The following is a 21,730-nucleotide window of genomic DNA, read 5'->3' on the forward strand; positions in this document are numbered from 1 at the left end:
AATCTAAGCTCTAGGGATAATTGACAGCCTTTCAAAGCAATCAAGTTGCTACACGTTTGTGATCGATCCAATGGCAACAAACGCGGGAACCAGCGCTCTGGTCACCTAGGACTATAGTTTGTGACACTTCCCCAATAGGCATTCCTCTTATTGATATGTCCAAAGGCTGTTCCGAAATTTTGCCGCTCATCCCACAGGGAAGCTTGGTCTTCATTTCACGCTTGTTGATTCAAGCTCATGAACATAAGACGGATGGAACGCGCCCTATACGGCCTGTCGGGACACCCTAGGAGTACTCAATGAAACCAATTTTGATGGCGTCGATGACCCTGTTCTTCGCAACTGCGCTATATGCCGAGGAAAAGGTCTATGTCTACAATTGGGCGGACTACATCGACGAGTCTCTGCTGCAAAAATTCACAACCGAAACTGGGATCGAAGTAGTCTATGATAATTTCGATTCCAACGACGTGCTTGAAACTAAAATGCTCGCGGGTAACTCTGGTTATGACGTCGTGTTTCCCTCGGGTACTTTTTTACAACGTCAGATTGAAGCCGGTGTTTTTCAACCGCTGGACAAAAAACAACTGCCGAATTCCGTTAACTTGTGGGACGCCATCGAACAACGAACCGCGACTTTCGATCCGGAAAACAGCTACTCAGTGAACTATATGTGGGGATCGACGGGCATTGCTGTGAACGTCGAGAAAGTTCGTGAGGCTCTTGGTGACGAAATCCCCTTGGACACGATGGAGTTGATGTTCAACCCGGAATACGTATCCAAACTGTCCGATTGTGGTGTGAACTTTCTGGATGCTCCGTCCGAGCTTGTACCAGCCGCCCTGACCTATATCGGAGAGGATCCGAATTCCCGCGATCTCGATGTTATTGCAAAAGCTGAACCGGTTCTCAATGCGGTCCGTCCGTATGTTAGAAAGTTTAACTCGACAGGCTACATCTCGGACCTTGCAACCGGTGAAGTGTGCGTTTCGATGGCTTGGTCAGGTGATGCCCTGCAAGCACGAAGCCGTGCTGCAGAAGCAGGAAACGGGGTCGTAGTTCAGTATAGCGCTTTCCGAGAAGGTTCGGGAATGTGGTTTGACCAGATAGCGATCCCGAAAGATGCGCCTCACCCGGAACTTGCTCATAGGTTCATTAACTTCTTGATGGAGCCAAAAAACGCGGCCGCTATCTCAAACTATGTTTGGTATGCAAATGGAAATCTCGCATCGCAAGAGTTTCTGAATGATCCGGGTCTCTACCCTTCTGACGAAGGGATGAAGAACCTCTATATGAAAACACCCTGGGACTCTGAAACACAGCGTTTTGTGACACGCATGTGGACGCGGGTTAAATCCGGTCTGTAGCCCGGGAAAGCCGTAGCCAACGCTTGTTATACATTTGACCCCGGCTGACGGCTCAGTGAGGCCCGGGAAAGGGATCGCGGCGAACCCGCGATCTTCGGGTCGGGAAGAAACACATGAAGCCAATTGAAGGCAGTGAGGGTAACTTAAAGAAAGTCTTGCGTGCTATTTCCAAGGGTTTGGAGCACCAAGCGGAGACTTCGCTGGAATATCCTCGTTCGAAGTTTTCCCACCAAGGTTTCAGTTATCAGGTGCGCCAAAATCAAATTTGCGCGGTGGGCTGGCTGCTGTTTTTATTCGGCGTAGCACCGCGCAAAAGGCTTGGCCGGGTCGTTCTGAAATCACTGCGTCAGGTGGATCTCGCAAGAGTTTCCCGCTGGAATCTGTTACGGGCTATTAACGATGCAACGGCTTCATTGAAAGACAGTTACGAAGCTGAGTTGAACAGGGTGATTGTCAGCAATCCAGGCGATGGCGCTGATATTATCGCGCAGAGAATTAGAAACCTTATCGGTTTGCGTGCAGTTGGCAGTGCACGTAAATTGTTAGAGCAGAATAAGACCGAGCTGCGCGACTTTTATAAACCACTTCAGAAACGGATAATCAGGCGAGAGACTGGAGATCCAATTTCGGAATGCGGTCACAGGTTGGCGGATCGCCGTAGTGAAACTTCACCTAGAAATCTGGACTCTGAGTATTTCTCTGAAACTGAGTGGCGAACAACAAACCAAGAGATTGTAAATGCCCTCTTAACCGAAAGAGAAGGGAACACTGCAGATATCGACGTGTTGCTTTCTGACGTTTCTAAGGATCCACAGCGCGCACTATCTTTGATTATTTTTTTGAACGATGGGTTGGAAGCTGGTTACAAACCCGAGTTGATAACGGCAGCACTACCCTTGGCACCAATGGCGCGTTTCGTGATATTTTCACACTGGCATTGGGTCGATGAAAAGCATCTGGTCAAAGCACTGGATGAGGCAATCTCAGAAGACCAGACCTACTATGTTGAAGCATCCCTCATTCGCGCGATGTCGGGTCGAGTATCTCCGCCCAAAAAAAATGTTGCGAAGAAACAATTATTCGACAAGCTGCTACGTCTTGCGACTGGCGTGGCGTCGTTCGGAAATGAACCTCTGATTGACTTGGCGAAAACCCAGGGTGTGCGAGTGGTTGGTCCGGAATCTATGCCCACAGCCTTTCCAGCAGATCAGGACTATGCAACTTCATCGCAAGGGGTGAGATACGGCGTTGGATCTGCGCTTACGAGTCGGGCGAAAACCTGGTTGAAAAGCAATGCTGAAAACTCAAAGGGAATCCTAGTACTCTCTCCTCATTCCCAGAATTTGTCCTTTTCTTCGAGGCGCTTGCAAGTCGCGTTGGCGGGAATAGGGAAACCGGTTCAGACACTTGTCGAGATTGCGCCTGAAGCTGGCGACCCGATGGAGCCGTCGAACTTTTTGGCTGCGGCGCGCAGCGAAGGTTACGACATCACCTTATCGGGTCGGTGGATGGCAAAACGCAATTCCTACTCCAACCGGTACCTGGACCATTTACGCTCGGGGGCGGTACTTCAAGTCTATTTCGACGGAGAACGAGCGCCGGGCAGAAGAATGTTGGTGCCGTGGCTTTTACGTCCTGGCAAGCTGCCGGGATTTCCTGCACAACTCGCTATTTCCAGCGGCGCGGATGTTTGCTTTGCTGCTACATGGATTGACGAGAGTGGGGTGCCGGTCATTGACATCGTCCCGCTTAACCCGCCGCCTTGTTCGGGTTCAAATCTGGTCCAGAGGTTGTGGTTTACCCAGCAACTGGCGCGAGTTTGTCGAAGCTTCGTTTTGACACAGAAAATGCCGGTTCAGCGGCATTTGATCGCTGCTTACGGTGGAACAATGCCAAAGCGCGAACTGGTTGACTTGGAAACCTGGATGCAATGCGACACGGTGCGTCAAAGTAAGCTATCTTGGCTTTCCAATCATGACCCGTCTCATATCGCCATACGAACGGCGTCTGGGTCTATCACATACGGAGCTTTGGCAAGCTTGTGTTTGCGCATGTCCAGCATGCTGCTGCATTTTCAAGATACGGCCCCAAATCACACAGACCATAGGCGTAATTTTTCGGACCAGCATCGAGTTTTGTGCCTGCTACCGGCCAGTCCTGCGGCTATTGTGGCGCAACTGGCCTCAACCGCAACCGGAAGTCTGCTTTGCGTCGGTTTGCCAGAGGACGCAGATGAACAGCTTGTCGACCGCCTGAAAGCATTTGATCCTGATTTGGTTCTCGTCACCTTTTCACTTTGGAGTCGTTTGACTGCCTCGAACCCAGAGTTGGAGAATGTGAACGCTCTGATTATCGGCGACGATTGCGACGAAGTTGCCTTGGACTTTCTGTTAGAGAGTTTTGCCGAGGCCCCGGCATTGCCCCCCCTCGATCTTCATAACCCCGCCTACGTTGTTTACACCTCTGGCAGTTCGGGTGAGCCCAAAGGCGTTGTTCTGGCTGCGGGCATGGCATCTCGGATGCGTGTGTTCGATTACGATCAGCCGCAAACCTTGCTGACAGTCGTGCGCTGGGACACCGCAACCGCGCTGGAAACACTGCCCGCATTTGTGGGAAACCATACGATTGTCTTGCCTCCAACCACCGGGTTTTCTGATCTGAAACAGCTTTGCGACCTTATGGCCGCGACGTCCACGACAGCTTTGTCCGCGCCGTGCAGCGTATTGCACGGTATGTTGCAAAACCCCAATTTCTCACCCGAGTTTCTACCCGGATTGACTGTCTTCTACCCCTGGGGAGAACCAAGTCGCGCGCGTCTTATTCGGGATGTTGTAAATCGTTTTCCCAAGGCTGAAATAAACGCGACCTACGGTGCTTCTGAGTTTATTGAGATTTCATATGGAAGGCTCTCTGCCGAAGACTTTGCCAAATACCAGGGGTCTCCGGGTGGAATGCTCTTGCCCGGTGCAAAAGCAGTCAATGCAGACGGTGAAGACTTGCAACCTACCGAGATTGGCCGGATCAAAGGCGTCGGATACGATCGGACTCTGGGTGATTTTAAGAGTCTGCTGGCGGGTGGGAAGGTCATTGATCCGCTTAAAGAGCCCATTCTTCTTGATGATTGGGTGACCATTTTGCCTGACGGAAGTTTGGATGTTTTGGGGAGGGTTGACGATGTTGTAAACATCCGGGGGCGTAGGCTGTCGCTGATTGCTGTTACTGACACGGCTGAAAATGTATCAGGGGTCGAACGGGCTTTTGTGACAGTTGCTCAAATTCGCGAAGCAGATGCCGTTGCCATTGCCATTGAAACCAAACGAAAGGATGTCGACAATCTGGAGACCGAATTGCGGCAAGCCATTTCCGAAAGCTTCTTCCCTGCCGCCGCCCCTTTGAGATTTATACACACAGAGGAATTGCCGCGCCTGCCAAGCGGGAAATTGGATCGCAAAAGGCTTCGGTCGTTATTGGAAGATGGGGTTGCGGACACATCTGTTTTGTCGACACAGCACCCCGAGGTCGCAACGCTCTCCGAAGAACCACTGTCCCCAATGCTGGAGGTGATGCGAAACTTCGCAGACTACGAGGGGTTGGTGCCGCGTGTAAGGTTTGACCCTGACACCACACACCCGTTTCTGGATTCCATTCTTAGCTTGGTACTCATGCTTAGCATTGAAGAGCAGTTTGGAAAAATGCCTCCTGCAAGCGTTTTCGATCGTCAAGGAAAAGCGACTTGGCGTGAGCTTGCAGAAGAATTAAATTCTGGCTCGGTGCAAAATTGGCAGCCCCGGGCACCATGAAGTACTTTTGCAAAATGCGCTGGGAAGTGCAGGTATTTGCCGAGTGGCAATCTCTACCGACCTCTTTTGCTAATTTGTCGTGTGTTTCCTTCGTTTGCTTCAACACAGCGGGGGATCACTTCTATAGAAGCAGCGCTCGGACCGCACAGTTTCAACTGTCGGAAAAGCAAGGGGTGTCCGTGACGGATTAATCTGAGTGACGCGAATTTGGTCTACCTGTGATCAGTTAGCGACATATTCAGCTAGCACTGCCCGGCTACTGTTCTGCCAAATCGCAGTCAGCCAATAGGAAAAGGCTTTGGAAAACTGAGAGCCGCGGCCAAATTCGCCACAATAGAGGCTTTGTTCAAGCCAAAGCTCTGGGTCTGCTTTGGACGCAAGCGCGGTTTTTTTTAGGTTCTCCCATTGGGGGTCGTTGGGGGCGATTTCGGAGCCATCTTCGCGTATGCCCACACACATCCGGCACCAGAACGCTTCGGCCAGCGCGAGCCCGTTGGCGGAAGCGCCAGACGTAAGCGCATCGCGCAATGACGGTAGCAGGAAACCTGGATGTCGCGCTGATCCGTCGAAAGCGACCCGGCGTGTTGTGTCGTGAATTGCAGTGTTTGCAAATCGCTTCTCGACCAACTCGAGATATTTGTTTGATGTCGTTCCGGGAACCGCTTTGACATGCGGTAGGATCTCATCTGCCTGAACTTTCTCGAAAAAAGCCACGATGTCGGGGTCCTGCATACAGTCTGAAATCGTCGGGACATTCAAAATCTCCCCGACATTTGCGAGCAGTTGGTGACCACCATTCAAAATGCGCAGTTTCATCGTTTCATAGCTGTGAACATCTCGCGTCAACGTTACTCCGACCTGTTCGAGTGGCGGTCGTCCAGCGCAGAAATCATCTTCGATCACCCATTGGCGAAAGTTCTCGTGCGAGACGGGTGCGTGGTCATCAATGCCAAGCGCAAGGCATTGCGATATCACCTGTTCGGTCGTCGCAGGTACAATACAATCCACCATTGAATTCGGAAATGCACCATGCCGTTCGATCCAGTCGGCTAAATCTGGGTCGGACAATCGCGCCAGTCCGACGACGCAATTGCGCAGGATCGTTCCGTTGCCCTGAAGATTATCGCAGCTAAGCGCAGTAAAAGGTTTCAAGCCATCCTTTCGACGTCTTTTTAGAGCGGCGACAATCGCACCAAAAGCCGTACGTGGCTGATCGGGGTTTGCCGCGTCGTGGCGAATATCATCGTGACCTGTGTTGAACGCACCGGTGTTGGCGTCTAAAAAATAGCCCCCCTCGGTCACGGTCAATGACACGATCCGAATGGCCGGATCAGTCATTTTCTGAACCAGAGCCGCGTTGCCGACTTCTATTGGCAAATAGTCGATCATGGGACCAATCACTTCGGCGGATATTCGATCCGGGTCCAGTTCGATCAATGTCGTCAGACAATCCTGCGCCAATAATTTCTCTCGCATGGCGGCATCAAAATTTCGCACGCCGGCACCGACAATTGCCCAGTCATCGGCCAGGCCCTGCTGCATCAATTGGTGGATATACCAAGCTTGATGCGCGCGGTGGAAATTTCCAAGGCCAATATGAACGATGCCCGGTCGCAATTCAGCGCGCCCATATGATGGCTTTCTGACTGCTGCGGGGAGATTTGCGAGGGCAGCACAACCCAGCTGTATTGGAAGATTTGCGTTCGCCAGAGGGTTCATCAGCTCATCCAGTTTCCGCCATCGACATTGTAGGTTTGCGCGACGATGTATTCAGCGTCGTCCGAGGCCAAAAACACCGCCATTCCGATCAGATCTTCGGCGCGACCCATCCGTCCGTAGGGAACAGCCGCGGCCACTTCTCGCTTTTTCTGGCCCAGGGGTTTACCTTCGTGTCTGGCAAAAAAGGCGTCGACGCCGTCCCAGTGTTCTCCGTCGACAACGCCCGGTGCGATGGCGTTCACGTTGATCCCGTGCTGGATCAGGTTCAATCCTGCCGATTGCGTCAGTGAGACAACCGCCGCTTTGCTGGCGCAATAGACCGCTACCAGAGGTTCCCCGCGACGCCCTGCCTGTGACGCCATGTTGATGATGCGACCTTTGACCTCGTTTGCGATCATGTGCTGCGCGACAGCCTGTAGGGTGAACAAGGTCCCGGCGACGTTGATGTCAAAGACGCGGTTGAAATCAGCGCGCTCGATCTCGGTAATAGGGGCGGCGGTGAAAATCGCGGCATTGTTGATCAGAATGTCGATGGTTCCGAAATGCGCGACCGTTTGTGCAACGGCAGAATCGATGCTGGACTGATCGGTCACGTCCATCTCGATAGCCAGCGTATGGTCGCCGATTTCGTCTGCGGCGTTGCGCGCACGGGTGATGTCGATATCAGCTATTGCAACACGTGCGCCCTCAGCGACGTAGGCTTTGGCAAAGGCCAGGCCGATGCCGCGCGCAGCCCCTGTTATTAGAGCGGTTTTACCAACCAGTCGCGTCATTCGATGCGTAGCCCCTGTGCGTCAAACCGGTGAATAACATCGGCGCGTGGAGTTAGATGGACACGATCACCGTGGCGGAACCCCACTTCTCCATCCGCACGGACGGTAATGGTTTCGGCCAAGCCGGTTTCGTGGATATGGAAAAACGTGTCGGATCCCAAATGTTCGGATACTCCTACGACACCGGACCATGAGCCATCGCTATCGGATACCGTGATATGTTCAGGGCGCACGCCGATGGTATGGGCGTCATGCTTGGCGGCCTCTTCGCCTTCGATAAAGTTCATTTTGGGTGAACCGATAAAGCCTGCAACAAATAGGTTGCGCGGTGTGCGGTACAGTTCCAGAGGGCTACCGACCTGTTCGATGACACCAGCCTGAAGCACAACGATCTTGTCGGCCATCGTCATTGCTTCGACCTGATCGTGGGTCACGTAGATCATCGTGGTCGCCAAACGCTCGTGCAGTTCGCTGATCTCAAGCCGCATACCTACACGCAGTGCCGCGTCGAGGTTGGAAAGGGGTTCGTCAAAAAGGAATGCCGCCGGTTCACGCACGATAGCCCGACCGATGGCGACCCGCTGACGTTGCCCACCTGACAATTGGCCCGGGCGACGGTCCAGATAATCCGTCAGATTCAGGACGCTCGCCGCGCCTTCGACGCGCTTGTCAATCTCGGCCTGATCCAGCTTGGCCATGCGCAGAGGGAAGGCGATGTTCTTGCGCACCGTCATATGCGGGTACAAGGCGTAAGATTGAAACACCATCGCCAGGCCGCGCTTAGCAGGGGGCACGTCTGTGGCATCCGCACCGTCAATGTCGATGGAGCCCGAGGTGATGTCTTCCAGCCCCGCGATCAGGCGCAGCAAAGTTGACTTGCCACAGCCCGAGGGGCCAACAAACACCGTGAACTCGCCATCTCCGATGGTCAGATCCAGCGGTGGAATGACCTGTACGTCGCCGAAGCTCTTGGTCACGGATTTGAGTTGAATACGTCCCATAAGTCGTCTTCCTTATTTCACAGCGCCGAAGGTCAGGCCGCGGACAAGTTGTTTCTGGCTGAACCAGCCAAGGATGAGGATTGGCGCAATAGCCATGGTCGAGGCCGCGCTGAGCTTGGCAAAGAACAGGCCTTCAGGGCTGGAATAGCTGGCGATGAAGGCGGTCAGTGGGGCCGCGTCGACTGCTGTCAGGTTGAGCGTCCAGAACGCCTCGTTCCAGGCCAGGATGAAGTTCAGCAATATGGTCGAGGCGATACCCGGAACGGCCATAGGTGTCAGAACATAGAGGATTTCCTCTTTCAGTGTCGCCCCGTCCATCCGCGCGGCTTCCAGAATTTCTCCGGGAATTTCGCGGAAATAGGTGTAGAGCATCCAGACGATGATCGGCAGGTTGATCAGCATAAGGACAACGACTAAACCTCCACGCGTGTCCAGCAACCCAAGCCGGATGAACAGCAGGTAGATCGGGTAGAGCACGCCCACCGCTGGCAGCATCTTGGTCGACAGCATCCACAGCAGGATGTCCTTAGTGCGTTTCGAGGGCACGAAGGCCATTGCCCAAGCCGCAGGCACTGCGATGATCACGCCCAGAATGGTTGAACCACCCGCAATGATGACCGAGTTCCACAGGAACCGCATGTAGTCCGAGCGTTCCTGCACGATGGCGTAGTTCTCAAGCGTCCAGTTGAAGTTCAGAAAGATCGGTGGGCTGGCGATCGCCTGTGCCTCGGTCTTGAAGCTGGTCAGGATGGTCCAGAGGATCGGGAAAAAGATCAGCAAACCAACGGCCCAGGCAAGGGCAGTGTTCAGCGATTTACGGCGGGGTGTGACGGCGCGGGCCATGATATTACCTCCTCACGCGTCCAGGTTTTTGCCAACGATGCGCATCAGGAAGATCGCAACGATATTGGCAAGGATGATGGCGTAGACACCTCCGGCTGATCCAAGGCCAACGTTCTGGCTTTCCAGCACACGCTGGAAGATCAGGTAGGTGAGTGTGCGGGTGCCGAACGCGCCGCCGGTGGTCACAAAGATTTCGGCGAAGATCGACAGCAGAAAGATCGTCTGGATCAGGATCACGATGGTAATCGCGCGGCTCAGATGCGGCAGGACGATGTGGTAAAAGCGTTTCAGAACAGGTGCGCCGTCCATCTCGGCCGCTTCCAACTGTTCGCTATCAAGCGACTGGATCGCGGTCAGCAGGATCAGCGTCGCGAAGGGCAGCCATTGCCACGAGACGATCATGATGATCGAGGTCATGGATGCCTCGGAAAGCCACGAGATCGGCTCGGCCCCGAAAAACCGCCACAGATGGGCCAGTAAGCCGTTAACCGGATCCATGAACATGTTCTTCCAGACCAGTGCAGAGACAGTGGGCATCACAAAGAACGGTGCAATCACAAGGATACGGACAACGCCCTGACCCCACATCGGTTGATCCAACAGCATCGCCAGCAGGATGCCTAAGATGACGGTGATCACCAGAACGCCGCCAACGATCACCAAAGTCGCCTGAACCGCAGGCCAGAACGAACTGGACGAGACGAACCGGACGTAGTTGTCGAACCCGACCCAGCCGAGATCACCACCACGCAGGGGCAAGTATTTCTTGAAGGAAAAGTATAGTGTCATCGTCAGCGGCACGAGCATCCAGCCAAGCAGCAGGACCACGGCGGGTGCCATCATCAGGCGCGCGACGGATCGGGAATGTTGAGTTGCCATGACGCAAACCCTCTCTGTTCAGGCGCATACCAGCCTGCGAGAAAAACGTGGATTGTGGAAGGGTAAGGCGGGGGGCAGACCTCTGCCCACCCGCGGGGAGAAGTCCTCAGTAGCCTGCGGCTTCCATTTCTTCTGCAGTAAAGGCCTGCGCTTTTTCAAGCGCCTCTTCAACGGATTGCTGTCCGGCATAGACTGCCGAGAATTCCTGGCTGACCTGTGTAGCAATACCTGCAAATTCCGGGATTGCCGCGAACTGGATGCCGACATAGGGTACCGGTTTCACTGTCGGATCATTTGGATTAGCCGACAGGATCGAGTCCAGTGTCATCTGGGCGAATGGAACTTTCTGATATTCGGGGTTCTCGTACAGTGATGTACGTGCGCCCGGTGGGACATTGGCCCAGCCTTCGTTTTCGGCCACCAGCTCAATGTAGTCCTTCGAGGTTGCCCATTCGATGAACTGCTTGGCAGCATCCGCCTGTTCGGTGCCTGCAGGGATGGCCAGCGCCCATGCCCAGAGCCAGTTGGAGCGCTTATCAATGCCTTCCGAATTCGGAGCCAATGCGAAGCCAACTTTGTCGGCCACAGTCGAGTCGTCAGGATTGGTCACAAACGATGCCGCTACAGTGGCGTCGATCCACATGCCACACTTGCCTTGCTGGAACAGTGACAGGTTTTCATTGAAGCCGTTGGTGGCGTAACCTGCCGGGCCGGATTCACTCATCATGTCGACGAAGAAAGTCAGCGCCTCATTCCATTCCGGTTGATCAAACTGGGGCTTCCAGTCTTCGTCGAACCAGCGCGCACCAAATGAGTTCCCGGTCACGGTAATAAACGCGCCGCCTTCACCCCAACCGGCCTTGCCGCGCAAGCAAATACCGTTGATGTCGTTGTCGCGATCTGTCATCGCGGCCGCGGCTTCACGGATGAACTGCCAGGTCGGCGCATCAGGCATTTCCAGACCTGCTTTTTCCATCAGATCGGTGCGATACATGATCATCGAGCTTTCACCGTAGAAGGGAGCCGCAAACAACGTACCCTCATGGCTCAGCCCGTTGCGCATCGCCGGCAGGATGTCGTCCACATCATATTCAGCCGACATTCCTTCCAGAGGTACCAGCCAGCCGTTGGCACCCCAGATCGGGGTTTCGTACATGCCGATGGTCATGATGTCGAACTGGCCACCTTTGGTGGTGATGTCAGTGGTCACGCGCTGGCGCAGCACGTTTTCCTCAAGCGTCACCCATTCGACGTCGATGCCGGTCGCCTCGGTGAATTTGTCGGTATAGCCCTGCATCCGGATCATATCGCCGTTGTTCACGGTCGCAATGGTGATGGATTGTGCGTGGGCTGCTGCCGTGGCGACGAAAGTTAACGCTGTCGCCGCACGAAGTGCGTTTTTCAGATACATCCTTGTCCTCCCTGAGCTTGGATGCTGTGCAGAGAGCGTAGTTCGTAAATTGTCGCGGCGTCAATAAAAACTTTACGCGCGTTAAAAATATTAATCAAGCGGACTCGCGCAAAACAAGCCTTGCCGGAAACAGCGTTTCCGTCCGCTCGTCAAATTTCCCACCACTTTCAATGAGTTCGAACAACGTCTCGACACTGCGCGCGGCTACATTGTCATAATCATGCGCGGCGGTTGTCAGGGACGGGCATGTAAACTTTGCAAAGGGGTGATCGTCATTTGAGGCCACACGCAACGTGCAATCTTCCTTCCGACCCACCCGAATCCCTTGTTCGTAGCAAGCCGCCAGAAAGCCGATGGCCAATCGATCATTGCTGCACAGAACCGAGTCGGTGCGCAGGCTACGCTCTTCCAATATTTTCTGCGCACCCTGGCGGCCTATCTCTTCAAAAGCCCATCCCTTGCCGTCGATCTTGATGACATGAGGCTCAAACCCAAGGCGCTCCATGACGTCGATATAGGCCTTGCGCCGTTTGTTTGCGTTCGGGTTGGCCGGGGTCCGCATTTCAAAGAACGAAGGCGGTTCGCCGGTGCGGGTCATGTATTCCACCGTCTGCGACACAAAGCTGAAATTGTCCGAACCGACAAAGGCTGCGCCCATACCATCAAGGTTACTGTCAAACAGAACAGTTGGAACGTCAGCGCAGAATTTCTCGATTGCTGATCGGTCTGACGCGCGGCCCAACGGCGCAAACAAAACACCTGCTGGTTTCAAGGATCGCAAGCTGTCGAGGATCTCGTTTTCTAGCTTTTGTTCGCCATGCGAGCTGAAAAGGGACGGGCGGTACCCGGCGGCGATACTGGATTGCTCCAGATACCGCGCGATCTCGGCAAAGAAGGGATCCGCCAGATAGGGCACGACGATGCCAATATTTTTGGTCAGCTTCCGGTTCTGATTTATGGCGTAAATATTGGGGCGATAGTCAAAACGCTCTAACGCTTCTTCGATACGCGCCCGTGTTGTGGGTCGCACGCTTTCCGGGTCGTGGAAATATTTCGAAACCGTCGGACGGGATATTCCGCTGAGGGCGGCGAACTCTTCCATGTTCTTTATCTTGGTCATGCCAATCTACCTGCGGGTCTTCGCCCCTTTGATCTTATCATAGCTTTACATATTCTTTGCGCGCGCTAAAAAATCAATAGTCGGACATGTGCCGCGCCTCGGACGCAAGGCAAGGGTTGTAAATGTATCTCGGAATCGACATTGGCACGTCAGCGGTCAAGGTAGTCTGCGCAGATGTCGATCAAATTATTGCGACGTCTTCAGTAGAGATAGAAACATCTTCGCCGCAACTTGGTTGGTCAGAGCAGCAACCCGACCTTTGGTGGCTGGCGACGCGAGATGCCTTGGGCAAGCTTTCAGGGCAGATCGCGCTTTCAGGCGTGAAAGCCATCGGGCTGTCCGGCCAAATGCATGGGGCTGTATTGTTGGACGGCGATCTGCGCCCAATCCGCTCGGCAATCCTGTGGAATGACAGTAGAGCGGTAGGTGAGTGCGATGAATTGCGCGCAGCCCAACCACAGATTGGGCAAATCTCTGGTGTCCTTCCTTTGCCGGGGTTTACCGCGCCCAAGATCACATGGCTGAAAAAACATGAACCGAGAAACTATGCCCGACTTGCCCATATCCTGCTGCCCAAAGACTATATTGGACTGTGCTTGCACGGAGAGTTGGCAACCGACACGTCCGATGCCGCCGGGACAATGTGGCTCGACCAGGCTTCGCGAAATTGGCATGCCGGTATTGCTGAAGCAACCAAGGTAGCACCCGAATGGCTACCGCAGGTGCTCGACGGTCACACTGTCGTTGGGACTGTTACAGCACATGCCGCAGCAGAGACCGGGTTGAAATCCGGGGTGCCCGTCGTGGCCGGAGGAGGAGATGCAGCAACCGGGGCGATATCTCTGGGCGCGACCGAACCAGGGCGTGGCTTCATCTCCCTGGGGACGTCTGGCCAGTTGTTCGTGGCAGATCGCAAGTACAAACCCAACCCTGAACACTATGTGCATGCTTTCGCGCATACACTGCCCGACCGTTGGTATCAGATGGCAGCGATGCTGAATGGTGCAAGGCCGATTTCGTGGGTTGGCAGTCAACTGGGGCTGTCCGCCGCCGAAGTCGTAGCGCTTGCCGAAACGGTCAGTGGTGATCGCGCGCCGATTTTCCTGCCTTACCTGACGGGCGAACGTAGCCCGCTTGGGGATTCTCATATTAGGGCCTGTTTCTTTGGTCTTGAGGATTCGACAACACGCGCGGATATCTGCCGCTCTGTGGTGGAGGCAATCGCTTTCTGCTTTGCCGACGCCGCGCAGAGTTTCGGTGACACGATTGACAGTCTTCCGGAACTGGCCGCCATCGGAGGCGGCAGTCGATCAGATCTGTTGTTGAGCCTGATCGCAACGGTAACCGGTAAACCAATTGTGCGGTCGGAAGGAGCGGATTCCGGCCCGGCCCATGGCGCGGCCCGGCTGGCAGCCTTCGGCGACGGTGCTTTGGGCCGAAACGATCTCGGTCTTCAACCATCAACCTCGGACAGGTTCGAGCCCTCTGACATTGCAGCATTGTCCGAGCGAATGAGGCGCTTTCGAAGGCTTTATGCTGCGGTGCGTTCGGTTGAATAGCTGCCCTCACTCTGTGAGTAGAGGCTAGGTTGTCGGATTTTCCCATGGCGGATGCACGGCAATTTCAGCGATCAGAAAGTCCATGAATACACGAACCTTGGGCGACAGAACGTTCGATTTCGGGTAGATGAGCCACAAAACGTTCTCTTCTGCAGCTTCATATTCAGGGAGGATGTGCCTCAGTTTACGTGATGCAAGCTCTTCCTGAACACTCCACAGCGAGTTCATAGAGATCCCTGCGCCAGCCACAGTTGCGAGCTTTTGACTGAGTCCATCATCCATAATCAGTGAACATTTTGCAGCACCTGGATCGAACGATGCGGTGGCGCCACGCGCAGACTTCAGTGTTCGCGCCCGGCTATGACGAAACGCGATGAGTTTGTGGTTGGTCAGTTCGTCAGGGATTTCGGGTTCACCATGCTCGTCCAGATAGTGAGGGGCAGCGCACAAAATACGCCTATCATCCGCCAGCTTTCTACCCTTGAGGCTGGTGTCGACCAATGGCGCATTGCGAAGCGCAAGGTCATAGCTTCCTTCGATCAGGTCGAACTGAGTGTCCGACAAGCGCAAGTCCAAAATGACTCCGGGATGCTGATCATGAAACCTAGCAAGGATCGGTGCGATATATAACTGGGCAAATGTACTGGGCGCGGTAAAGCGCAAAGTGCCAGTGGCTTTTGCCGATCCATACCCCAAGGCAGCCATGCCTGCATCTTCCTGCGCCAGAATTTCACGCGCATATGGGAGGAACTCAGCGCCTTCCAATGAAAGTGAAACCTTGCGCGTTGAGCGATGAAGAAGCTCGACTCCCAGTTGGTGTTCCAGTTTGGCAAGCCGTGCGCTGGAAACCGCTGGTACCAAACCCAATTCGCGGCCCGCAGCCGAGATGTTCAGCTTGTCCGCAGCAAGCACAAAAAGGCGAAGGGCTTGGGTGTCCATGGCTCTATTATGTGCAAAACACGAATACTGCAGCTAGTTTTCTCCAGCTTTGCCGGTTTCTGCAAGCGCTATTTCAGGCTCAATGAAAGACACACCAATTGGAGCCGCACAGGTCCGCTCATCCAAACGCCCCGTCCCAAATTGTCGAAACCTTCAATTATCGGCATGCGACCAAGATCTTTGACCCGGAAAATAAACTGAGCGACCCTCAGCTTGAAACTATTCTTGAAGGAGGGCGCTTTCCGAGAAAATTGGTGGGGATACGATCAATGGAAACCGGCGGTCATGTTCGCATTCGGGCATTGCGCCAGCGAACCTCAATTTCCGAAAGCCCGCCTTTCAACGATTGAGGCTGTAAATTAGTTTTAAGACTCTGTTGAAAACCGCGATGGCTGCCTGATCTGCACAAACAACGGCATCCAGCTTTTGGATGTTTGGTCAGTGAGCCGGATAAACGAGGCAGCTAATGGCCGCCACTCACCGTTCAACAAGTTTTGCGACATGTCAGTTTTTCATTGCTGATTTTAACGCGTCCGCGAATGCACTGTTGTGTGCATTACCGTCGGGTTTTGTGTGTTTCGAGCCTCTGGATTTTGAATGGCTAGAGCTCTTTCTCGGGCCCCGATTTACCCGATCTTCGCGCGCCGAAGTTCCGCCATCTTTGCGCATGGTCAGGCCAATCCGTTTACGGGGCACGTCCACCTCGACCACGGTGACCCTGACAACCTGCCCGGTTTTTACCACCTCATGCGGGTCTTTGACGAAGCGGTCGGCCAGCTGGCTGACATGGACAAGGCCGTCCTGATGCACTCCGATATCCACAAAAGCGCCGAACGCGGCGACGTTTGTTACCGTACCTTCCAGAACCATGCCCGGTTTCAGGTCAGTGATTTCCTCGACACCATCTGTAAAAGAGGCGGTGACAAAACTGGGGCGGGGGTCTCGCCCCGGTTTTTCAAGTTCGGAAAAGATGTCCCTAACAGTCGGCAGACCGAAAGTGTCATCGACGAACTGCTCGGCGTGCAATCCTTTTAGTGCTCCGTCGTGGCCCATGATCTGACGGATGTCGCGGCCACAGGCCGAAACAACTCGGCGAGCTACGTCGTAGGCTTCGGGGTGAACCGAGGATGCGTCCAGCGGTTCCGCCCCATCCCGAATGCGCAAAAAGCCCGCACATTGTTCATAAGCGCGCGGGCCAAGGCGGGCGACTTTCAGCAGTTCTTTGCGCGACTGAAATGCGCCATTCAGGTCGCGGTGCATGACGATTGCTTCGGCCAGTCCGGGGCCCAATCCCGAAACATGAGAGAGCAGGGGAGCCGAGGCCGTGTTCAGATCGACCCCGACCGCGTTCACCACATCTTCGATCACCGAGGCCAGAGATTGAGACAGCCTGTGCTGGTCGACGTCATGTTGGTATTGGCCTACGCCAATGGACTTGGGTTCGATCTTCACCAGTTCGGCCAACGGGTCCTGCAGGCGACGGGCGATAGACACCGCGCCGCGTAGCGACACGTCAAGATCAGGAAACTCACGTGCGGCCAGTTCCGAAGCGGAATAGACCGACGCGCCAGCCTCGGACACGACAACCTTGGTCGGAGCCGAAACGGTTTTGGGCAGCAGTTTCAGCGTGTCACCCACCAGTTTTTCAGTTTCGCGGCTGGCGGTGCCATTGCCGATTGCGACCAGTTCAATCTTGTGTACGGCGATCAGGTTCAGGATGGCGGACTGCGCGCCGCGCAGATCGTTCTTGGGTTGAAAGGGATATAGCGTATCGGTCGCAACCACTTTGCCCGTAGCATCAACCACCGCAGCTTTGACGCCAGTCCGAATACCCGGGTCCAGACCCAGTGTTGCCTTTGCTCCCGCTGGTGCCGCGAATAGCAAGTCTTTAAGATTGCGAGAGAAAACGTTAATCGCTTCGTCCTGCGACCGGCTACGCAGATCCGCCATCAGTTCCACCATCATCGACAGGGACAGTTTCACGCGCCATGTCCAACCAGCCACTTTGCGAAGCCATTTGTCTCCGGGGCCGTCACCACGTGTGTGCAGGTGGGCCGCGACAATGGCTTCGGCCCGGGCAGCACCGGTTTCGGGTTCGGGCGCGATATCCAGCGTCACGATCCCCTCTTTCGAGGCGCGCAGCATCGCTAGCGCGCGATGAGACGGCGTTTTAGCCCACAGTTCCGAATGACTGAAATAGTCGCTGAACTTCGCGCCTTCCTGCTCCTTGCCGTCAATCACCTTTGAAGTCAGCAGGGCCTCACGCTGCATGAAATTGCGCAACTCACCCAGCAGGGCAGCGTTTTCGGTCAGCCGTTCGGTGATGATGTCCCGTGCGCCGTTCAGTGCGTCCTTGGGGGTTGGGACCGCCTCAGTAGTATACCCTTGCGCCAAATTTTCGGGGTCGGCGGACCGATCCGCTAGAATAGCATCGGCCAGCGGTTCCAACCCGTTTTCTCGCGCGATCATCGCCTTGGTGCGGCGCTTGGGTTTGTAAGGCAGATAGATATCTTCCAACTGCGCCTTGGTATCGGCTTGTGCGATGGACTTGACCAGATCGTCGGTCAGTTTGCCCTGGTCCTTGATCGAGCCAAGGATCGTTTCGCGCCGCGCTTCCAGTTCGCGCAGATAGGTCAGGCGGTCAGACAGGGTGCGCAGTTGGGTGTCATCCAGACCGCCCGTTACCTCTTTGCGGTAGCGGGCGACAAAAGGCACGGTGGCCCCCTCGTCCAGCAGTTTCACCGCGGCCCCCACCTGTTCGGGGCGGGCATTGATTTCGGTGGCGATGGTGCGGGCGATGCGGTCCAAGGTGGCCTCCTGAATATGTCTGGAGGGACTTCTTAGCCAGCCGCATCGCCAAGGGAAAGAGGTTTTAGCGCGCCTGAGCCTGTTCGGCCAAAGCCTGCAGGTCATCATGCAGGGTTTTGGCTATTTCGACGAAGCCGCGTTCAGTGTTGCGGGCCCGCGCGGCAAAGCGTCGTTGCGAGGGCAGGCGAGCGCCCTGGTCGGTGATATCGCCAAACAGACGTTCGGCGCGGGTATCATTCTCGTCGACCCGACCCCCGCTAAAATGCGCTGGATCGAAGGCCAGCAGGATTTCACCATGATAGGGCGCGCCGCCCGCGCCATTCGCATATTCCATGCTTTCTAGACTGGTCAGATCATCAATCAACGGGCCAGCCAGAAGTTCGATCATGATCGATAGGGCCGAACCTTTGTAATTGCCAAAGGTCAGCATGGCTCCGTCCATCGCGGCCTGCGGATCGGTGGTCGGGTTACCGTGTTTGTCGATGGCTACGCCTTCGGGCAGGGGTTTGCCTGCGCGGCGGTACAGCTCGATTTCTCCGCGTGCAAAGGCGCTGGTGGCAAAATCAAATGTGAACGGATCTTTGCCCTGGCGCGGCCAGCTGAAAGCCAGCGGGTTGGTGCCAAGGCTGCCGCGCGTTCCCCCGGCAGGGGCAACCCAGGAATGGCTGGGCACCATCGCCATCGCCGCTAAACCAGCCGAGGATAGCCGCTCCACCTCTGGCCAAAGCGCCGAGAAATGGAAGCACCGGTTGATCGCCATTGCAGCGATTCCGTGAGTGCGGGTTTTCTCGATCAACGCCGGCAATGCCTTTTCAAACGCCAACAGGGATATTCCGCCCTGTGCATCTACCCGAACAACAGCGTTGTCCGACCTCGCAAGTACGGGTTCAGCATGCCCATCGATCTGACCGGCTTTCATAGTGTCGGCGCACATGAACAGGCGGAACAGTCCGTGAGACTGGCAATCGTCAATCTGACAGGTGGTCAGCGTATTAGCGATAGCTGCGGCATGATCTGACCCGAAACCCGATTTGGTCAGTATAGAAAGGCTGAGGTCCCGGATTTCATCCAGTGTCAATTTGACCATTTCACTCATGCCCAGCGTCTCCCTCATCGTGGTTGAGACAAGGGATAGCGTGGCAGAGTGGGCAATGGGAACCCGGTTTCCGCCGGGTTCGGGATCAGCCTTTTGTTTCGGCTTGCAGATAGGCGATTAGATTGGCGATGTCCTCGTCCTTTTTCAGGCCGGGAAACTGCATCTTGTTGCCGGGGATGGTACCGCGCGGGTCAGACAGGAACGCGGTCAGGGTTTCAGCAGTCCAGACTATGCCCGATTGCTGAAGGGGGTCGGAAAACCGGAATCCGTCTGCTTGCCCGGCCGTGGCGCCAATGACTCCGTGCAGCGATGGGCCCACGGTGTGTCGGTCTTGTTCCAGCTTGTGGCAGGCGCTGCATTTGCGGAACACTTTCTTACCCGCCTTGATGTCTCCTTCCACGGCGGCGACGTCAACCGGGGCAGCAGGGGCAACCGCAGCCTGTTCGCCATCCAAGTTGAATATCAGCCGGGCCGTCACCGGAACCGTCCGGGTGATGCCCGGCAGGCTGGCCAGATCCATCAGTTTGTCGACGCCCCCATTCACGCCCGCGTCTTCGGTGCTGATGAACACCATGTCGTTGGTCGACACCATCACCGAGGTCTCGGACAGGCGCACAACAAACATTTCCGCATCGAACGCCACATCCGTTCCGACCAGGGACAACATGGCCTCAGCATCGACAATGGTGGTCTCACCGACGGCTAGCCCCGAGACTTCTGCCAAGTCAAACGAGGCTGTCAGCGCCGCAGTGCCTGCTTTGCGAAACACATACTCGATCATCCGTTCATTGCGAATGTCGATATTGGTCTCGACCGAGGACAGGTCGATCTGAATCTCGGCCTTGCCGTCGGGGCTGACTTGACCGCTGAGGCTGGTGAAGGAATTGACCTCGCCCACGGTGTCCTTCTTGATGGTTCCATAGGCCAGATGCGATCCTTCGGGGACGAGGGTCCAGCTGTCCGCCAGCGCCGGGGTTGCAACAATTGCCGACGCAATCGTGACTGCCTTCAACAGAAGTTTCATTTCTTTCCTCCTCAGGTTATGTCAGTCCTGACCTCGCGGGCCCGGTCCGTGGAAAGCAAACACACACAGGTCGCGATTTATTCGATGGGTGGTGAGATTAGTTCGGAACAAGCCGTGCGCGGCGCAATCCAAATGCATTCGAAACGCGTCTGGCGGTTTGGGCTGGCGCTGTCCGGCGCATCTGACGTGGCCGACGACCTGCTGCAATCCACATGTCTGCGTGCGTTAGAGCGTCACCATCAGGTCACTTCGCACGACCGGCTGGATAGCTGGCTGATGACGATTTGCCGTTCGATCTGGCTGAATGAGGTGCGGGCGCGCTCGGTCCGCAAGGCGCAGGCACTGTCCGTCACACCCGAGGCAGATTTAATTGCACCCGGAAACGATTCAGAAACGAATATTTTCGCTACTGAAGTGTTTACACAAGTGATGCAGCTGCCAGAGGCGCAGCGGGAGACGGTTATGCTTGTGTTCGTGGAGGGCTATAGCTACCGCGAAGCTGCTGCGTTGCTGGAGGTGCCGATAGGAACTATCATGAGCCGGCTGTCCAACGCCCGGCAGAAACTGAAAACCGTGATGCAGCATGAGGCGGCAGACGCCGTCCGACGGAGTGGCAAATGAAGTTTTCCGATGAGACGCTGATGGCGTATCTGGAAGGCAAGCTGGATGAGGCCGAAGCTGGCGTGATCGAAAGCGCGGTTGAGTCTCATCCTGCATTGGAACAGCGCCTGATGGCGCTGGACCCGTTCGCACCTGTGGTGCAGGCGGTTTTTGAACGTGTGCCAGCGGAAACGCCCAAGGTAGATTTGCCACAGCCGGTGGCCCCGGCTGCGCCTGCCGGTGGCGGTCTGCGTTTGCTGGCCGTTGCGGCTGCGGTTGCTGTTGTGGCCGCGTCCGCAACATTCTGGGCCACACGGCCCGAGCCGCTGGGTTGGGCCCAGCAGGCGGCGATTTATCAGTCGCTCTATGTGCCGGATACGATTGCATCGCTGGACAGTTCATCCGAGGCATTGGATGCACAATTCGCGCAGGCCGAGGCTCAGCTGGGTCGGTCGCTGAACCGCGAAGAACTCGAAGCCTTGCCAGGGATGAAACTGAAACGCGCGCAAGTCTTGTCATTCAAGGGCAAGCCGCTGATTCAGGTGGTATTTGCCGACGCACAGGGCCAGCCCTTTGCCTTTTGTGTGATCCGACAGGGTGAGGGCGCGCCGAACAAGGATGTGAAACAGGCCGTGCTTAGCGGTCTGGCCACAGCCACGTGGGCACAGGACGGCTATGGCTACATGCTGATTGGCAGCGACGGGCAAACCGATCTGAGCGGGCAACTGGATTTTCTGACTACAAGTTTCGCTAGTTAAACGTGTAATGCGCAAAAACGCCTTGTGAAGCAG

General features: G+C 55.4%; 16 protein-coding genes. 5 read left to right on the plus strand and 11 right to left on the minus strand.

What is annotated here, in order from left to right:
* Positions 1-299: 299 nt before the first annotated feature.
* Positions 300-1,367, plus strand: a complete 1,068-nt coding sequence (locus ACR0DT_RS18705; protein ID WP_480712207.1) for a polyamine ABC transporter substrate-binding protein — start codon at positions 300-302, stop codon at positions 1,365-1,367.
* Positions 1,368-1,480: 113 nt separating this feature from the next.
* Positions 1,481-5,167, plus strand: a complete 3,687-nt coding sequence (locus tag ACR0DT_RS18710; RefSeq protein WP_480712208.1) for an AMP-binding protein — start codon at positions 1,481-1,483, stop codon at positions 5,165-5,167.
* A gap of 222 nt (positions 5,168-5,389) precedes the next feature.
* Here the strand turns inward: ACR0DT_RS18710 and ACR0DT_RS18715 are convergent, their stop codons facing one another.
* From ACR0DT_RS18715 to ACR0DT_RS18745, 7 genes are all read right to left on the minus strand, one after another.
* A complete protein-coding gene (locus ACR0DT_RS18715; RefSeq protein ID WP_480712209.1) occupies positions 5,390-6,886 on the minus strand; it encodes a mannitol dehydrogenase family protein in 1,497 nt (498 codons plus the stop codon).
* Positions 6,886-7,659: an L-iditol 2-dehydrogenase gene (locus tag ACR0DT_RS18720; protein WP_480712210.1), complete on the minus strand. Its 774-nt coding sequence runs from the start codon at positions 7,657-7,659 to the stop codon at positions 6,886-6,888. Before ACR0DT_RS18720 ends, ACR0DT_RS18715 begins: the two co-directional genes overlap by 1 nt.
* A complete protein-coding gene (locus tag ACR0DT_RS18725; RefSeq protein ID WP_480712211.1) occupies positions 7,656-8,660 on the minus strand; it encodes an ABC transporter ATP-binding protein in 1,005 nt (334 codons plus the stop codon). The genes ACR0DT_RS18720 and ACR0DT_RS18725 overlap by 4 nt, the downstream gene beginning before the upstream one ends.
* A gap of 12 nt (positions 8,661-8,672) precedes the next feature.
* Positions 8,673-9,503: a carbohydrate ABC transporter permease gene (locus ACR0DT_RS18730; protein ID WP_480712212.1), complete on the minus strand. Its 831-nt coding sequence runs from the start codon at positions 9,501-9,503 to the stop codon at positions 8,673-8,675.
* 12 nt (positions 9,504-9,515) lie between these two features.
* Entirely contained in the window at positions 9,516-10,382 is an 867-nt protein-coding gene (locus ACR0DT_RS18735; protein WP_170448183.1) for a carbohydrate ABC transporter permease, read from the minus strand.
* Positions 10,383-10,488: 106 nt separating this feature from the next.
* Positions 10,489-11,793, minus strand: coding sequence for an ABC transporter substrate-binding protein (locus tag ACR0DT_RS18740; RefSeq protein WP_480712213.1), 1,305 nt, complete (start codon positions 11,791-11,793; stop codon positions 10,489-10,491).
* Positions 11,794-11,887: 94 nt separating this feature from the next.
* Positions 11,888-12,913 (minus strand): LacI family DNA-binding transcriptional regulator, encoded by a 1,026-nt coding sequence (locus tag ACR0DT_RS18745; protein ID WP_480712214.1) that lies wholly within the window; start codon positions 12,911-12,913, stop codon positions 11,888-11,890.
* 122 nt (positions 12,914-13,035) lie between these two features.
* Between ACR0DT_RS18745 and xylB the strand changes: the two genes are divergently transcribed.
* Positions 13,036-14,472 (plus strand): xylulokinase, encoded by a 1,437-nt coding sequence (xylB, locus tag ACR0DT_RS18750; RefSeq protein WP_480712215.1) that lies wholly within the window; start codon positions 13,036-13,038, stop codon positions 14,470-14,472.
* A 24-nt stretch (positions 14,473-14,496) separates the two neighbouring features.
* Here the strand turns inward: xylB and ACR0DT_RS18755 are convergent, their stop codons facing one another.
* The 4 genes from ACR0DT_RS18755 to ACR0DT_RS18770 all read right to left on the minus strand — a co-directional run bounded on the left by ACR0DT_RS18755 (position 14,497) and on the right by ACR0DT_RS18770 (position 20,339).
* Positions 14,497-15,411, minus strand: a complete 915-nt coding sequence (locus ACR0DT_RS18755; protein ID WP_480712216.1) for a LysR family transcriptional regulator — start codon at positions 15,409-15,411, stop codon at positions 14,497-14,499.
* A 504-nt stretch (positions 15,412-15,915) separates the two neighbouring features.
* On the minus strand, positions 15,916-18,219 hold the full coding sequence (locus tag ACR0DT_RS18760; protein ID WP_480712217.1) for a Tex family protein: 2,304 nt from the start codon (positions 18,217-18,219) through the stop codon (positions 15,916-15,918).
* 64 nt (positions 18,220-18,283) lie between these two features.
* Positions 18,284-19,315, minus strand: a complete 1,032-nt coding sequence (locus tag ACR0DT_RS18765) for an Ldh family oxidoreductase (protein ID WP_480712218.1) — start codon at positions 19,313-19,315, stop codon at positions 18,284-18,286.
* Positions 19,316-19,400: 85 nt separating this feature from the next.
* Positions 19,401-20,339: a c-type cytochrome gene (locus ACR0DT_RS18770; protein ID WP_480712219.1), complete on the minus strand. Its 939-nt coding sequence runs from the start codon at positions 20,337-20,339 to the stop codon at positions 19,401-19,403.
* A 48-nt stretch (positions 20,340-20,387) separates the two neighbouring features.
* Here ACR0DT_RS18770 and ACR0DT_RS18775 point away from each other — a divergent pair, with 48 nt between their 5' ends.
* Together ACR0DT_RS18775 and ACR0DT_RS18780 are read left to right on the plus strand one after the other, a co-directional pair.
* A complete protein-coding gene (locus ACR0DT_RS18775; RefSeq protein WP_243470750.1) occupies positions 20,388-20,960 on the plus strand; it encodes an RNA polymerase sigma factor in 573 nt (190 codons plus the stop codon).
* Positions 20,957-21,697: a hypothetical protein gene (locus ACR0DT_RS18780; protein WP_480712220.1), complete on the plus strand. Its 741-nt coding sequence runs from the start codon at positions 20,957-20,959 to the stop codon at positions 21,695-21,697. Before ACR0DT_RS18775 ends, ACR0DT_RS18780 begins: the two co-directional genes overlap by 4 nt.
* The last annotated feature ends 33 nt before the right edge of the window (positions 21,698-21,730 follow it).

The sequence above is a fragment of the Ruegeria sp. BI11 genome, assembly GCF_056538005.1.

Excerpts from the sequence above, each read along its gene's own strand:
- ACR0DT_RS18715 (WP_480712209.1), bottom strand. The coding sequence starts at position 6,886 with ATGAACCCTCTGGCGAACGCAAATCTTCCAATACAGCTGGGTTGTGCT.
- ACR0DT_RS18765 (WP_480712218.1), bottom strand. The coding sequence starts at position 19,315 with ATGAGTGAAATGGTCAAATTGACACTGGATGAAATCCGGGACCTCAGC.
- ACR0DT_RS18710 (WP_480712208.1), top strand. The coding sequence starts at position 1,481 with ATGAAGCCAATTGAAGGCAGTGAGGGTAACTTAAAGAAAGTCTTGCGT.
- ACR0DT_RS18725 (WP_480712211.1), bottom strand. The coding sequence starts at position 8,660 with ATGGGACGTATTCAACTCAAATCCGTGACCAAGAGCTTCGGCGACGTA.
- xylB (WP_480712215.1), top strand. The coding sequence starts at position 13,036 with ATGTATCTCGGAATCGACATTGGCACGTCAGCGGTCAAGGTAGTCTGC.
- ACR0DT_RS18730 (WP_480712212.1), bottom strand. The coding sequence starts at position 9,503 with ATGGCCCGCGCCGTCACACCCCGCCGTAAATCGCTGAACACTGCCCTT.
- ACR0DT_RS18745 (WP_480712214.1), bottom strand. The coding sequence starts at position 12,913 with ATGACCAAGATAAAGAACATGGAAGAGTTCGCCGCCCTCAGCGGAATA.
- ACR0DT_RS18780 (WP_480712220.1), top strand. The coding sequence starts at position 20,957 with ATGAAGTTTTCCGATGAGACGCTGATGGCGTATCTGGAAGGCAAGCTG.
- ACR0DT_RS18705 (WP_480712207.1), top strand. The coding sequence starts at position 300 with ATGAAACCAATTTTGATGGCGTCGATGACCCTGTTCTTCGCAACTGCG.
- ACR0DT_RS18735 (WP_170448183.1), bottom strand. The coding sequence starts at position 10,382 with ATGGCAACTCAACATTCCCGATCCGTCGCGCGCCTGATGATGGCACCC.
- ACR0DT_RS18740 (WP_480712213.1), bottom strand. The coding sequence starts at position 11,793 with ATGTATCTGAAAAACGCACTTCGTGCGGCGACAGCGTTAACTTTCGTC.
- ACR0DT_RS18755 (WP_480712216.1), bottom strand. The coding sequence starts at position 15,411 with ATGGACACCCAAGCCCTTCGCCTTTTTGTGCTTGCTGCGGACAAGCTG.
- ACR0DT_RS18770 (WP_480712219.1), bottom strand. The coding sequence starts at position 20,339 with ATGAAACTTCTGTTGAAGGCAGTCACGATTGCGTCGGCAATTGTTGCA.
- ACR0DT_RS18720 (WP_480712210.1), bottom strand. The coding sequence starts at position 7,659 with ATGACGCGACTGGTTGGTAAAACCGCTCTAATAACAGGGGCTGCGCGC.